Here is a 14,966-nt window from a genome sequence, read left to right on the forward strand (position 1 = left end):
CTAATATTATAATTGGTACAAAATAAAATATTATGAGGAATAAATAAAAATATGACGAAGAAATTCAATTACAAATTGCCGTCAATGGTTGCATTAACGTTATTTGGAACTGCCTTCACTGCTCACCACGCACACGCCGCAGAAAATACTCAAGATCAAACAAACAATAAAAACGTATTGGATGACCAAACCGCTCTTAAACAAGCTGAACAAGCTAAAGAGAAGGTCTCTCAACCAGCGCAAAATGTGTCAGGAACTCAAACTTATCAAGATCCTACAAAAGTTCAATCAAATGATGATTCTACTTCTAATACATACGATGCCTCACTAGATGAATTAAACGATTCTTCAAGTAAAACTTCTCAAGATCAATCGAACAATTCAACTCAAAAAGAACAACAAACTCAAGATGCTAACGAAACAACTTCTAATACAGAAGTCGCTAACACGCAAGATGCTGATAATGAAAATTCACAATCTGAACAACAAGCACAAGAAGCAACTAATAGTTCAACTAAAGAAGACTTAAAACCAAATAATAGTGAAGATGCTTCACAACCTGATCAACAAAACAGTGAATCTATTTCAGATAAAAATGAGGTTACTTCACAATCTAAAGAAGCAACTCAGCCATCAAATACTGATAATTCAAGTTCAAATGATGATCAACAAGTAAATAACCAATCTACAAACGACCAAGATACAGCTCAAACGCAAGGTACTAAAAACAAGGAGTCAGATGCTACTCAATCATCATCAAACCAAGTTGATGATGATGAAAATAACGAGACTACTGTTACTACATCAAGTAATTCTGATGAACAAACAACTAAAAATTCTAATCATCAGCAATCAAGTGATGAAAAAACTGAACAATCAAGTACTAAAGTAAGTAACACTAATAAATCAGGTTATAATTTTGACTATGATGATGACACTACTGAAGATACAGATACAACTGATGTTCAAGATTTAAAATCAAATGGTGCAAAATCTCAAACTACTCGAGCTACTAATGATAAACAGCCTCAAATCGCATCATTAACGGCTCAAGCTAAAGACGACAATAGTCAGAAGCCTAAAACTGAATCTAATAATACTAAAAATAATGAAATAACAAATAAAACTACAACACCTAGTGTGAAAGCTACTAATAATAACGCAACAACTCGTTCAAACCAATCAACTAATGAAAAAGCCACTTCTAGTAATAATAAAAAAGTGACTACATTCGGTTCAGTAACTAAACCTAGAATGATGTATTCAGTAAATAAGAAAACTACATCTAAAGCCACTTCTTCTTTACCTAAATACACGCCACAAGTTAAATCATCAATCAATGATTATATTCGTAAAAATAATTTCAAAGCACCTCAAATTGAAGAAAACTACACTTCATATTTCCCTAAATATGGATATAGATATGGTGTAGGTCGTCCTGAGGGTATCGTTGTACATGACACTGCTAACGATAATTCTACAATTGATGGCGAAATTAACTTTATGAAGAACAATTATGAATCAGCATTTGTACATGCATTTGTGGATGGTAATAGAATTATTGAAACTGCACCAACTGACTATTTATCTTGGGGTGCAGGTCCAGCTGGTAACGAGCGCTTTATTAATGTCGAAATCGTCCATACACACGATTACGCTTCATTTGCACGCTCTATGAATAACTATGCAGACTATGCTGCAACTCAACTTGTTTATTACGGTTTAAAACCAGATAGTGCTGAAAATGACGGTCAAGGAACAGTGTGGACGCACTATGCAATTAGCCGATGGTTAGGTGGTACAGACCACGCCGACCCTCATCAATACTTCAGAGATCATAACTATAGCTATGCTGAACTTTATGATTTAATTAATGAAAAATACTTAATTAAAACTGGACAAGTTGCACCTTGGGGAACTACTTCTTCAAGCTCTACTAAACCATCAGGTGGTTCTAGTTCTTCATCAAGTAGCGATAAATTAACTGTAAGTGCTAATAGTGGTGTTGCTCAAATTAAACCTAGCAATAGTGGATTATATACTACAGTCTATGATTCTAAAGGACATTCTACAGACCAATCTCAAAAGACTTTATCTGTAACTAAATCTGCGACTTTAGGTAATAATAAATTCTATCTTGTTGAAGATTATAATAGTGGCAAAAAATATGGTTGGGTTAAACAAAGTGATGTTGTGTATAATACAGCGAAATCACCTGTCAAAGTGAACGAAACTTATAATATTAAACCTGGCGTTAAGTTATATACGGTACCTTGGGGTACATTTAATCAAGAAGCTAGTAAAGTTTCAGGTTCTGGCAACCAAACATTCAAAGCTACGAAAAAACAACAAATTGACAAAGCTATTTATTTATACGGCACGGTCAACGGTAAATCTGGTTGGGTAAGTAAATATTATTTAACTGCCCCAACTCAATCTAAAGCTGCAACGAACACTAAAGTAACAACAGCAAATAGAGCTGCTTCAACTCAATCAACACCTAAAGCAACTCAAAGTGCAACGACGCAAACTATAAATAAAATAGCGCAAGTTAAAGCTAATAATTCAGGCATCAGAACATCTGTTTATGATAAAAAAGCTAAGAGCGGTGCTAAATATGCTAATCGTACCTTTATCGTTAGCAAACAACGTACTGAAGGAAATAACACTTATGTTTTACTTCAAGATGGCACACAAAATACACCATTAGGTTGGGTAAACATTAAAGATGTCACAAGCCAAAACATTGGTAAACAAACGAAATCTTCTGGTCAATATAAAGTTAATTCATCTAATGACGGATTATACTCTATTGCCTGGGGTACGAAGAATCAACAACTTCTTCCATCAAACATGATTTCTAACAAATCATTTAAAGCTTCTAAATCAGTATATGTTGGAAAAGAATTATTCTTATACGGAACTGTTAATAGCAGAACTGGTTGGGTTGCAGCAAAAGACTTAACTCAAAACGGTAATGATACTCAAGCAACTCCATATCATTACACATTTGTTGTTAATAATAATAAGGGGTACTACTATAATGACTTTGCGAATAATGCACATTATTCACTCAATTCTTATTACAATCAACCATTCATTGTATCGAAACAAATGCAAGTCAATGGCGTAACTTGGTATTATGGTCAATTAACAAATGGTAAATATGTATGGATTAAACCAACGGACTTATCTAAAGAGTCAATTAAATACGTTAGAACTGGTATGACTTTAACAAAAGCAGCAAATATTCAAAATAATTCTTACTATAACCCTCAAGTTCAAAGAACAGCAGGAAAATGGGAAGATGCGAATTATGATGAAATTAAAAATGCTATGGATCCTGTTAGATTAGCTAAAGACGATGAGTATAAATATCAATTCTTACTTTTAGATCAACCACAATACTTACCAGTTTCAGCACTTAATAAATTGTTAGAAGGTAAAGGTGTGCTGGAAGGACAAGGCGCATCATTTAGCCAAGCAGCTAAAAAGTATGGTATTAATGAAATTTATTTAATATCTCACGCTTTAATAGAAACTGGCAATGGTACTTCTGATTTAGCTAAAGGTGGAGACATTGTTAATGGTAAATTCACAAATAAATCAGCTAAAAAATATCACAACGTATTTGGTATAGGCGCATATGATAATAATCCTTTAGTAGAGGGTATTAAATATGCAAAAGAAGCTGGTTGGGATTCAGTATCGAAAGCTATTATTGGCGGAGCGAAATTTATCGGTCAATCTTATGTCAAAGCAGGACAAAATACGCTTTATAAAATGCGTTGGAACCCTGCACATCCAGGTACACATCAATATGCTACAGATATTAACTGGGCTAATTTAAACGCTCAAGTTATTAAAGGATTTTACGATAAAATGGGTGAAGTTGGTAAATACTTTGAAATCCCACAATATAATAAATAAACAGTAATTAATACTAAGGCATCTCTTAAGTAAAATAACTAAGAGATGCCCTTTTTTCGTTTTATATCTAAAATCTAACATACGTCTCACTTTGAATATAAAAAATAAGCAACTTATATCAGTAATAAAATATTACTTATAAGTTACTTACCTTTTTAGTCAAATATTTGTTTAAATGTATATTGCACTTTAAAGCAAAAATTAAAATATTTACTAAACTAAATATAAATATGTCTACTGTTCAATTTATCTAATAATTGATTAAGACTTTCTATTTCTTTAGGTGTTAAACATTGGCATCTTGCTTCGATTAATTCACATCTCGCTGTATTAATTTGTTGAATAAGTGCACGAGCCTCATCAGTTAATATTAACTCCTTGCAACGTAAGTCCTCATGAGATTGTTGACTCGTAATATAACCTTTAAGTACAAGCTTTTTAATCCATCGTGAGACAATCGATTGTTCTCTACTAATCTTCATAGTTAAATCATACTGTGATAAGCGATCATAATTATATAAAATACGTAATAATTCTAACTGTTCAGAGGTTATATCTGTGCGTTGTCCAAAACGTCTGTTTACTAAATTTAAATCATTATTTGTGAGTGTTATAAGTTTTTCAAGTTGTTTATACATGTTGTTCTACTCCACTATTTAATGTTTTTAATATTATATTCTTTATTTATAAAATATACAATACTATTATACACTTTGCACAAATTCGTTGCATATCTACCTAAAAGTATACTAAATTATAATAAGTCTATTTAGAGAAAAAGGAGACGCTTTATGACAGCTATCAAAGATAGGGATTATTTTTTCGATAATGCCCGAGCATTTTTAATATTTCTAGTTGTCTTTGGACATCTTTTACAACCTTATACTTCCGAAGATAAATTTTTATCAGCATTATACCTTTTAATTTATAGTTTTCATATGCCTACGTTCTTATTTATTTCGGGATATTTTGCGAAGAATCTTGATAAACCACATTATTTAGAGAAAATCGCTAAAAAATTACTTGTACCTTATATCATTTTTTTCGCATTCTTTTCTATATATTATTACTTAACTGGCAAAGAAGACGCTATACAGTTAGATCCATTTAATCCAGTCTTTGCCCTATGGTTCTTACTCACGCTATTCTTCTTCCATGTTGTATTAGTGATTGTACGAAGATACAATCCATATATTGTTTTATCTGTGTCTATATTAGTTTCTGTGCTTGCGGGTTTTTCAGGTAATATAGATAGTTATATGAGTATTTCAAGAACAATCGTCTTCTTTCCTATCTTTTATATAGGCCATTTAGTCACTAAAGAACAAACAATGAAATTAAGAAATAAAAAATGGGTACCTATATCAATCATCATTCTTATAGGCTTCTTTATAGGATATGTTCTACACCCTATTAATGGTGATTGGTTACTAGGCAGTTCACCCTATATATCACTCGAAAATCATGGTGGCGATATGTATAGTCCATTTAAACGTTTAATACACTATATAATTATTCTAGTCACTATGGGGGCATTCTTAAATCTGACATCGCAAAAGAAGCGCTTCTACACGTATATAGGACGAAGAACGATGTTTGTATATTTATTACATGGCATTGTTATTGGTGTATTAAGAGGCTTTGCTATATATCCGTTTAAAGATACGATTTCAATATTCACTTATTTATTCTTAATCATTACTACACTAATCATCGTACTCGTATTATCATCAAGATTTGTGTGTAAATGGACCAATCCTGTTATCAACTTACGGAAACCAGCTGATTTCAGAGACTAACAATCTAATTATTAATCATAGATGTATTTTTATACCGAAATGTAGTACTCAAAATATGTTATGATAGTAATAATTTGAAAGAATTATGAGACTATTTTAACAATTCAAATACTACATTTTGGTATTTTTTTAGAGGTGTTTTTCGAAAATGAAGTTATCATTAAATACAAATTCAAAATTTTTAAGAGCGCCAAGTATACGTCAATTTTCAAACAGAATGAAACACATTGATGATTGTGTGAACTTAACTATCGGACAACCAGATTTTCCAATGCCTGATGTTGTTAAAGAAGCTTATATCAGTGCAATTAAAGAAGATAAGACAAGTTATTCCCACAATAAAGGCCTCCCAGAAACACGACAAGCAATTAGTAATTATTTCAAAAAGAAATACGGTTTCGAATATAGTGAAGAAGAAATTATTATTACGAATGGAGCTAGTGAAGCGCTTGATACATCATTAAGAAGTATGATTGAACCTGGTGATGAAATATTAATTCCTGGTCCAGTGTATGCAGGTTATATACCATTGATTGAAACACTCGGTGGTACACCTATTTATATGGATACTACACAATCCGAATTCAAAGTGACACCCGAACTCATTAATAGCCATATTACAGAAAAAACGAAAGCTATTTTACTCAACTACCCTACTAACCCTACTGGCGTTATACTTGAACGTTCTGAGGTCAAAGCCATAGTAAATACACTTGTTGATAAACATCTTTTTATCATTAGCGATGAAATCTACGCTGAAAATACTTTTAAAGGCACCCATACATCCTTTGCGGAATTCACAGAGATTCGTGATCAATTGTTACTTATTGGTGGTTTAAGTAAATCTCATTCAGCTACAGGTATTCGTATTGGTTTCCTCATTGGCCCAGAATATTTAATTGAAAAGTTAACATTTATGCATGCGTATAATTGTATTTGTGCAAATGTACCTGCTCAAATTGCTTGTATTGCAGCTTTAAACGAGGGATTAGAAGCACCACAATATATGAACGATGCTTACATTAAACGTCGCGATTATTTAAAAAATAAACTTGAATCACTTGGTTTTGAATTAACTGCTCAACCGGAAGGCGCATTTTATATTTTCCCAAGTATTAAAAAATTCACTGAAAATGACTTCGATTTCTGTGTAGATGTATTAGAACAAGCACATGTCGCAATGGTTCCTGGATCATCATTTACAGATATGGGTAAAGGATATATTAGAATTTCATATGCTTATGAGATGGATATGCTTAAAGAAGGAATGCGTCGCTTAGAAAATTATTTAAATCAAAATTATCCTGATAAGATGAAATAATTACTTGTAAGGTAATTCATTTTTAAATAAAATACTTACAAATACAAAAATCCACTTGATTGATATTCTACAATCAAGTGGATTTATTTATATTCTCACTAAACGCTTATGGGAATTTAGGGAATTGGTCAAAGTCAGGATCACGTTTTTCTTTGAAAGCGTCGCGTCCTTCTTTCGCTTCATCAGTTGTGTAGTAAAGTAGTGTTGCGTCTCCAGCCATTTGTTGTAAACCAGCTAAACCGTCTGTATCGGCATTCATAGCTGCTTTTAAGAAACGTAAAGCAGTTGGTGAATGTTTCATCATGTCTTTACACCATTGAACTGTTTCGTCTTCAACTTTATCTAAAGGTACTACTGTATTAACTAAGCCCATATCTAAAGCTTCTTGAGCATTGTATTGACGGCATAAGTACCAAATTTCTCTCGCTTTTTTATGACCAACGATACGCGCTAAGTAACCAGAACCATAACCAGCATCGAATGAACCTACTTTAGGTCCAGTTTGACCAAAGATTGCATTGTCTGCAGCGATAGTTAAGTCACAAACTACATTTAATACGTTACCGCCACCAATAGCATAGCCTCTAACCATTGCGATAACCGGTTTTGGAATAACGCGAATTAAACGTTGTAAATCTAATACATTTAAACGAGGAATCTCATCTTCACCTACATAACCACCGTGACCACGTTTCTTTTGATCTCCGCCTGAACAGAATGCTTTGTCTCCTTCACCAGTTAAGATAATAACTGATACATTTTGATCATCACGTGCACGTGAGAATGCATCAATCATTTCAGCGACTGTTTTAGGTGTAAACGCATTACGTACTTCAGGACGATTAATCGTTACCTTTGCAATCCCTTCGAAAAATTCATATTTAATTTCATCATATTCTCTAAGTGTTTCCCACTGTCTAGTCATTTTGCTCCTCCTTTAAAAAACCTAATATTATTGTATCAAATTCCGCACTATCTTCCACATGAATTGTATGCCCAACATCTGAAACTTGCACAGTATGACTATTAGGTATTTCCTCTTTTAATTTCTGTCCTATTTGAACAAACTTTTCGTCTTTTTCACCAGTTAAAATTAACGTACGAACACTTAGCGACGACACGTGTGGCCAAAGATTCGGCATATTGCCCGTACCATAATCACGAAGCGCTTTAGCCAACCTCACAGGGTTCTGGCTCATTCGATTCGCCCTAATAGCCTTTCGCACCTCAGCATCCAATTCATACTGCGACCGGAAAAGCGGCAACTTCTCCCAATCATTCACAAAGATTTCCAATCCAGCAATTTCAAGCACCTTCGCACGAGCAGCATCCACTTGAACACGTTCCACTTTATCCGCTTCCGATTGAATCCCCGCTGAAGTACTTTCTAAGAGCAGCCCACGTAGCGCTACACTGCCATTCAAAGCATAGTATAGCGCTACGCGGCCGCCCATAGAATAACCAAGTAGGTACACGTCATACATGTCATATTGAGACAATACCTCATCAAGTGCATGAGCAATATACGGGAAATCCCAAGTATCATTCATGTCTGAAGTATCCTTACCATGTCCGGGTAAATCAATAGTTAATACGTTCACATGTTGGCTAAGTTGTTCAATATGACTGTCATACGTCGTTGAATCACTAATAAACCCATGCAACATCACAAGTAATTGTTTGCTATCATTTTGAGATTTAAAAAAATTATAATTTAACATTAACGATATCACTCAATTTCTTATATAAAATTTGATGTTGTTGTAAATTATCTTCTCGACTTGTTAATACTTCATATATATGAGAACCCATCGCTGATAATTCCATGTATTTAAAATCTGTTAAGTTTTCAAAGCGATCAAAAGTAAAATCATATAATAGCGCAGTATGCTCGAAGTCTAAACCTGTAGGTGTGCCGAATAATTTCTCGAAATATTCATTCGCTGAATCTTTTTGTGGTAAATAAGAGAAGATACCACCACCATCGTTATTAACAAGCACAATATTAATATGAATATCATTTAATTTCGCCATTAATAAACCATTCATATCATGATAAAAAGATAAATCTCCAATCAAGAGCGTCACATTCTTATGAACTGCCATACCTATCGCGGTTGAGACAACGCCATCAATACCATTTGCGCCGCGATTTGCATAAACTTCCGCTTCAGTTTCAAACATTAAATTATCAACATCTCGAATCGGCATACTATTTCCAACGAAAAACGCATCTTCTTTTGATAATTTATGAATCAGTTCACCCACATAAGCAGCTTCATCAGTTGCATGATTCAAGTAATCTTTAATTTCAATGCGAGATTGTTGTTCTAATGATTGCCACAATTCTAACCAATCTTTACGTTGAACACTCTCTTCCTCAATTAATGATCTAAAGAAATCGTTCGCTGAAATTTCATAAGATATATGTGGTGGTGTTGGAAATACATCAATTTTATCATTATTTTGTACTAATATTTGATAAGCTGATGTTCGTTTAAGCCATTGATTTAACTTTTTAGAAATCACAGGTTTACCAACACGAATAACAAAGTCTACATCTAAATCCAAACCTGCACGATAGAGTAAATCATATGTGGTAATCACATTAGGATGGTTATATTTACGTAATTGGCTCAATGGATCAGCCAATATAGGCAAGTCATAAATTGTAGAGTATTTCAGAATTTGATCGACCTCTTGATGTTGCATATCTCCAACAATAATAAGTCCCTTTTTCTTCTGTAATGTCGCACTAATATCATGTACAGCAATACTCTTTTGATAGTGTGGTAATGTTTTATTCTCGGATGTGAGTAAATCAACACGATTCATATCAGGAGTCAGAGGCTCCCTAAATGGCATGTTGAAATGTATTGGACCACGATGCGGTCCATATAGATATTGGCTTGCAATCTGCATCTGATAATGTATCGTGTCTAGCAATTGCGTACTACCATCTGCGATAGGTAAATCAAATTGGAAATTAACATAGTTACTAAACATGTTCACTTGATTAATCGCTTGAGGTGCACCCACACTACGCAATTCATGAGGTCTATCGCTTGTTAATACGATTAAAGGCAATCTACTAATCTGGCTTTCAGCGATGGCTGGTGTATAGTTCGCAGCTGCTGTTCCTGACGTACATAATATCGCGACTGGTTTTTTACTTCCTTTAATAAGTCCTAATGCGAAAAATGCTGCGCTTCGTTCATCAGGATGTATCCAGGTTTTAATTTTCGGATGTGCCTCAAATGCAAGAGCTAACGGCGTTGAACGTGAACCCGGGCTAATCACCACTTCACGTACGCCATATGCATATAATTCCGACGCAAATGTGAAAACTTGTTGCGTCAATGCATCGCTATGATTTGTCATAATTATCTACTCCTAATGCATTCATCATTGGTGAAAATTTAACTGCCGTTTCAGCGACTTCGCTATCAGGATCAGAATTCTTAACAATTCCGCAACCTGCAAATAATGTAGCTTGGTCTCCTTTAATTAACATCGAACGAATCGCGACTATAAATTCGCAATCATCATAAACGTCAATGTAGCCTACCGGAGAACCATACAGTCCTCGCGTTCCAAATTCTTTATTCTCAATAAATTCTAATGCCTCGTCCTTTGGATAACCACCTAAAGCTGGTGTAGGATGTAAGCAATCAATTAATCCAATGTATGATTTATCGTTTAAATGACCCTTGATCTCTGTGTATAAATGATATAAATGATCATTTTTTAAAATATTAGGTGTTTCATTGTACTCTACATCTTGTACGAACGGCTTAATATCATTCAAGATACTTTCCACTACAAATTGATGTTCACCTAAGTTTTTCTTATCTTTTAAGAAAGCTTTAATATTCGCTTCATCTTCTACTTCGTTGTGCGAACGTTTAATCGTTCCCGCGACAGCCTTTGTCGAAAGCACGCCATCTTGAACTTTAATCAATTGTTCAGGCGTTTGTGAAAAGAATATAGATTGATTTGATTCTAATAAGAACATATAGCTATTCTTCTCATTTTTTAAAGCTTGATTTAGAACGTAAGGAATATTAATATCTTTATCAAATTTTATTAAACGTCTACGTGCGAGTACGATTTTTTTCGTTTCATCAATTGTGTCAATCGCTTCTTCAACGAGTTCTCGCCAGTCATCTTTGTAGATGTCTTCTACACGTGTGACATCTCCCAGGCTATCTTCTGTTTCGTTAACTTCAGTATTTTCAAAATATGAAACTACTTCTTTGAAAGTTTCAATATTAAAATCTTGACGTTCAGTAGTATAAGTGATGAATGTGCGGTCCCCTTCAATAGATATCAATACTTTAGGTAATACAAAGTGATTTAATCCATACTCTCGCCACTCATCGTCTGATTTATGACTTGAAAATTGAAATCCACCACATAATCTTAAGTGATGTTGACTTGTATTAGGATGTATCAATTCAATCTCATTTTTTAATTTTTCCCATTCCCTAAAGATAGACTGCTTATTTTCAAAGTTATTTTTAAACCTTTGAACTTCATGATATCCAAAATATGAAGAATGATTGTCATTCAAGCGCATATAAAAGCGGTCGCCAGCATCTTGTTCTGTTAAATGAAATAAAGTACTTGGATCAATTGTTCTATTTAATTCAGTTTCAACAGATACCCAGTCCTTGGTACTCGCATACAACTTATCGACAATGTCTTCTTCTTTTACATTCACAGCCATTCTTTTCACTTCTTTCTCCTTCGAATTTTACTCATTAGTATATTGTATCATTTTTGTATTAATGTGTTATCATTCTTGCTTAAACTAAACATGCAATTTTTCACGTCAATTGACCTTTATCTACGATTCTTTTAAAATATTTATGTTAAAACTATATAAATAAGAGGTTATGCATATTATGGCAGATCAATATCAACAATATTCAACTGTTAAGAAATACTGGCAATTGATGAGACCTCATACTTTAACCGCTGCAGTTATCCCGGTCTTAGTCGGAACAGCTACAGCAAAGATTTACCTACTTGGTAGTGAAGACCATTTGAAATTCAGCTTATTCCTAGCTATGCTTCTTGCATGTTTATTAATACAAGCTGCAACAAACATGTTTAATGAATATTATGATTTCAAAAAAGGTCTTGATGATCATAACTCTGTAGGTATTGGTGGCGCTATCGTACGCAATGGTATGAGTCCAAAACTTGTCATGAACATAGCGATTGCATTTTATATTATTGCAGCATTATTAGGTATCTTTTTAGCTATACAAAGTTCATTCTGGATTATTCCAGTCGGTATCGTTTGTATGGCAATTGGTTATCTTTATACTGGTGGACCTATTCCTATTTCATGGACACCATTTGGCGAACTATTTTCCGGTTTATTTATGGGAATGATTATTATAGTGTTATCATTCTTTATTCAAACTGGAAATGTTCAAGGTTATGCCTTTTGGATTAGTATTCCAATCGTTATTACAATTGGACTTATTAATATGGCAAACAATATCCGTGATCGTGTTAAAGATAAAGAAAGCGGCAGAAAAACTTTACCTATTTTATTAGGTAAACGTGCCTCTGTGATTTTCATGGCAGCCATGTATATAGTTGCTTATGTGTTCGTAATTTTCACAGCACTATTCAAAGCTCCAGGATCACTATTTTACTTATTAGTGTTATTATCTTTCCCTATGCCAATTAAAGCTGTAAGACGTTTCAATAAGAACGATACGCCAGCTACTATGATGCCAGCTATGGCAGCTACAGGTAAGACCAACACAATATTTGGTCTTTTATATGCATTAGGAATATATATTAGTGCACTTTTAGGCGCAATTTAATTTAATACTTTTGAAAATGAACTCGGCAATGAAATGATATTTCAATGTCGAGTTTTTTAATTTAATGTCATGTGATGATACTGATGTCCATACAAATCAATATCTCCATTTTCTTTAAAACCTAATTTACTATAAAGTTTAAAAGCACCCTCATTGTCATAATCACAATTCAAACTCCATTTCGCATGTTTATCAGTATCAATTAAATGTTTTAACAATTGCGTAGCGATACCTTGACCTCTGTATTCAGGAAAAGTAGCTACCGCTTCAATATAAATTTCATCATTATAAGCTTCTTGTTGCGGTAATGGTGTGCCTAGTTCACGAATATCCTCTTCAAGCGGTAAATTCAACCATTGTCGCTCTAAATCTAGCTCTTTTTCACCTGGATAAGCAATGATACAACCAGCCACGACACCTTCTTTTTCATATACCCAAATATGCTCATAATACGTACGGTATTTAACATTCACAATGCTTAGTTCTATCGCCTCAATGACACGTTCTTTGGTAAACGTTTGTGTAAGTTCTAGCTCCATATCTTGCCATATGATGTAACACAATTTAGCAATTTGCCTATTATCACTTGGACGCGCTCTTCTAATCATCATTCATTCCCCTTTTTAAATAGGTTGCAATGCTATTATATATAATCTCTGTGATTTAATAAAATTATTACTAACTTGGGACTAAATTGAAGAGTGAATTAAACTATGGATTTTTTAAAAAATTCTTAAAATTACTTTTAATAAACTACAATCAGGGGTAAGTATGAATAATAAATCAATTATATAAGGGAGAATAATTATGGATATTATAAGAAGAGTGTTTAGAATTTTAATCACAGGCTATATTGTCAAAGCCATAAGAAACCTCATATCTGGGAAATCTGGAAAATCAGACAACAGCAATAACAATGAGAACAAAGAAAAGTAAAACCTTATAAGTTTAATTAATGGGAATATGTTTTAGGTGTAAAAACACTATATTTATTTTAAGTCGAACTAATCACATGCGGTTAGTTCGACTTTTTATTAAATAAAAATATGTATTAATAATTAAAAGATATTCATTGAAGTAATGTAATAAAAATGTCGAAATCTTTATTTAAAATTTTATGGAATATTCGATTGAAAACCCTTACAATATATAATGTAAAATTCAGATAAAATATTAGTGTAAGAGGACCAATTCAATCTAATCAAGTCATGCTAGTTGTTATAGCAATTTATTAATATTAAAGAGTTGCATTTATTAGTAATTATGATTAATAATCGGAATTTTCTAAATAATGATTTTATTTCCCCTTATCTACCGAGATTTCTTAAATTACTAAAATCAAATGAGGTGAAAAAATGCTAAAAGAAAAAGATAGAGAGAGTAAGTACTACAATGACATATTAAATATTTCAAAGTTTATTAAAGGAGTGAGTAGTTATAAGTGTTTAATATTCAAATTTTGCCTTCTTTAAATAAAATAACAAAAGAAAAAATACTAGAAATCAATGATTGCATTGTCATTAATTCAAAAACCACCAATCCAGATTTGCTTATCATTTGGGAATCAAGTAATGAATATGATCAAATGATAGAAAATAAAGTTAGTTCATTACCTATCATCGTAATAACTAAAAATAATAATAGAGACAGAAAGTATTATTTTTATGAAAAAGGTGTAGCTTTGTATGTCATCATCAATGACGAAGATGATTGTTCGATAGAGTGTCTCATTATTAACGAAATAAAAAAGCATTTACATTACCTTAGACCTAAATTGCTCATCGATTTTGAGAAACAATTATTTATTTTTAATGATAAAAAATATGCACTATCTCACATTGAACTGCAAATTTTAAATTACCTATATCAACATATGAATCAATACGTCTCTAGCAAAGATTTAAAAATTCAAGTTTGGGATACCCTAGAATATGTAGACTCTAATACAATAAATGTTTACATTCACAGATTAAGATATCATCTTCAAACTTGCAATAATTTGGAAATTGTCAACAAAAGGTCTACAGGCTACAAATTAGTAATAAAAGATAGGTAATTGTACTTGCCATC

At 32.9% G+C, this 14,966-nt stretch carries 12 protein-coding genes; 6 read left to right on the forward strand and 6 right to left on the reverse strand.

Annotated elements, in window-relative coordinates:
- Window positions 1-51: 51 nt before the first annotated feature.
- A complete protein-coding gene (locus V6C74_RS08610) occupies window positions 52-3,930 on the forward strand; it encodes a glucosaminidase domain-containing protein (protein WP_103175557.1) in 3,879 nt (1,292 codons plus the stop codon).
- Window positions 3,931-4,148: 218 nt separating this feature from the next.
- On the opposite strand, the gene V6C74_RS08615 is transcribed toward V6C74_RS08610, so the two are convergent.
- Complete coding sequence (locus tag V6C74_RS08615; RefSeq protein WP_002452913.1) at window positions 4,149-4,568, reverse strand: MarR family transcriptional regulator; 420 nt, start codon at window positions 4,566-4,568, stop codon at window positions 4,149-4,151.
- Window positions 4,569-4,721: 153 nt separating this feature from the next.
- On the opposite strand from V6C74_RS08615, the gene V6C74_RS08620 reads away from it, so the two are divergent.
- Entirely contained in the window at window positions 4,722-5,729 is a 1,008-nt protein-coding gene (locus tag V6C74_RS08620) for an acyltransferase family protein (RefSeq protein WP_002452912.1), read from the forward strand.
- Between the two features lie 148 nt (window positions 5,730-5,877).
- On the forward strand, window positions 5,878-7,050 hold the full coding sequence (locus V6C74_RS08625; RefSeq protein WP_002452911.1) for an aminotransferase class I/II-fold pyridoxal phosphate-dependent enzyme: 1,173 nt from the start codon (window positions 5,878-5,880) through the stop codon (window positions 7,048-7,050).
- A gap of 106 nt (window positions 7,051-7,156) precedes the next feature.
- Here the strand turns inward: V6C74_RS08625 and menB are convergent, their stop codons facing one another.
- The 4 genes from menB to V6C74_RS08645 are packed head-to-tail and all read right to left on the reverse strand — an operon-like array spanning window position 7,157 to window position 11,779.
- The gene (menB, locus tag V6C74_RS08630) at window positions 7,157-7,975 is read right to left on the reverse strand and encodes a 1,4-dihydroxy-2-naphthoyl-CoA synthase (RefSeq protein WP_002452910.1); all 819 of its coding nucleotides are present in this window, start codon (window positions 7,973-7,975) and stop codon (window positions 7,157-7,159) included.
- Window positions 7,968-8,771, reverse strand: coding sequence for a 2-succinyl-6-hydroxy-2,4-cyclohexadiene-1-carboxylate synthase (gene menH, locus V6C74_RS08635; RefSeq protein ID WP_002452909.1), 804 nt, complete (start codon window positions 8,769-8,771; stop codon window positions 7,968-7,970). Before menH ends, menB begins: the two co-directional genes overlap by 8 nt.
- Window positions 8,758-10,431 carry a 2-succinyl-5-enolpyruvyl-6-hydroxy-3-cyclohexene-1-carboxylic-acid synthase gene (menD, locus tag V6C74_RS08640; protein ID WP_103175558.1) on the reverse strand — a complete coding sequence of 558 codons (1,674 nt, stop codon included), beginning with the start codon at window positions 10,429-10,431 and terminating at the stop codon, window positions 8,758-8,760. The genes menH and menD overlap by 14 nt, the downstream gene beginning before the upstream one ends.
- Window positions 10,418-11,779, reverse strand: coding sequence for an isochorismate synthase (locus tag V6C74_RS08645; protein WP_039973772.1), 1,362 nt, complete (start codon window positions 11,777-11,779; stop codon window positions 10,418-10,420). Before V6C74_RS08645 ends, menD begins: the two co-directional genes overlap by 14 nt.
- A 178-nt stretch (window positions 11,780-11,957) precedes the next feature.
- Here V6C74_RS08645 and V6C74_RS08650 point away from each other — a divergent pair, with 178 nt between their 5' ends.
- Window positions 11,958-12,896 carry a 1,4-dihydroxy-2-naphthoate polyprenyltransferase gene (locus V6C74_RS08650; RefSeq protein WP_002452906.1) on the forward strand — a complete coding sequence of 313 codons (939 nt, stop codon included), beginning with the start codon at window positions 11,958-11,960 and terminating at the stop codon, window positions 12,894-12,896.
- Between the two features lie 56 nt (window positions 12,897-12,952).
- Here the strand turns inward: V6C74_RS08650 and V6C74_RS08655 are convergent, their stop codons facing one another.
- On the reverse strand, window positions 12,953-13,504 hold the full coding sequence (locus tag V6C74_RS08655; RefSeq protein WP_016898793.1) for a GNAT family N-acetyltransferase: 552 nt from the start codon (window positions 13,502-13,504) through the stop codon (window positions 12,953-12,955).
- A 199-nt stretch (window positions 13,505-13,703) separates the two neighbouring features.
- Here V6C74_RS08655 and V6C74_RS08660 point away from each other — a divergent pair, with 199 nt between their 5' ends.
- Together V6C74_RS08660 and V6C74_RS08665 are read left to right on the forward strand one after the other, a co-directional pair.
- Window positions 13,704-13,832, forward strand: a complete 129-nt coding sequence (locus V6C74_RS08660) for an SAR1012 family small protein (RefSeq protein ID WP_353770116.1) — start codon at window positions 13,704-13,706, stop codon at window positions 13,830-13,832.
- A 505-nt stretch (window positions 13,833-14,337) separates the two neighbouring features.
- Window positions 14,338-14,952 carry a winged helix-turn-helix domain-containing protein gene (locus tag V6C74_RS08665; protein ID WP_002452904.1) on the forward strand — a complete coding sequence of 205 codons (615 nt, stop codon included), beginning with the start codon at window positions 14,338-14,340 and terminating at the stop codon, window positions 14,950-14,952.
- Window positions 14,953-14,966 lie beyond the last annotated feature (14 nt).

The organism is Staphylococcus capitis subsp. capitis (genome assembly GCF_040739495.1).
Classification (GTDB): domain Bacteria; phylum Bacillota; class Bacilli; order Staphylococcales; family Staphylococcaceae; genus Staphylococcus; species Staphylococcus capitis.

Bases quoted from the DNA above. Each gene is read 5' to 3' on its own strand.
- V6C74_RS08610 (WP_103175557.1), top strand. From the start codon at position 52: ATGACGAAGAAATTCAATTACAAATTGCCGTCAATGGTTGCATTAACG.
- V6C74_RS08615 (WP_002452913.1), bottom strand. From the start codon at position 4,568: ATGTATAAACAACTTGAAAAACTTATAACACTCACAAATAATGATTTA.
- V6C74_RS08620 (WP_002452912.1), top strand. From the start codon at position 4,722: ATGACAGCTATCAAAGATAGGGATTATTTTTTCGATAATGCCCGAGCA.
- V6C74_RS08625 (WP_002452911.1), top strand. From the start codon at position 5,878: ATGAAGTTATCATTAAATACAAATTCAAAATTTTTAAGAGCGCCAAGT.
- menB (WP_002452910.1), bottom strand. From the start codon at position 7,975: ATGACTAGACAGTGGGAAACACTTAGAGAATATGATGAAATTAAATAT.
- menH (WP_002452909.1), bottom strand. From the start codon at position 8,771: ATGTTAAATTATAATTTTTTTAAATCTCAAAATGATAGCAAACAATTA.
- menD (WP_103175558.1), bottom strand. From the start codon at position 10,431: ATGACAAATCATAGCGATGCATTGACGCAACAAGTTTTCACATTTGCG.
- V6C74_RS08645 (WP_039973772.1), bottom strand. From the start codon at position 11,779: ATGGCTGTGAATGTAAAAGAAGAAGACATTGTCGATAAGTTGTATGCG.
- V6C74_RS08650 (WP_002452906.1), top strand. From the start codon at position 11,958: ATGGCAGATCAATATCAACAATATTCAACTGTTAAGAAATACTGGCAA.
- V6C74_RS08655 (WP_016898793.1), bottom strand. From the start codon at position 13,504: ATGATTAGAAGAGCGCGTCCAAGTGATAATAGGCAAATTGCTAAATTG.
- V6C74_RS08660 (WP_353770116.1), top strand. From the start codon at position 13,704: ATGGATATTATAAGAAGAGTGTTTAGAATTTTAATCACAGGCTATATT.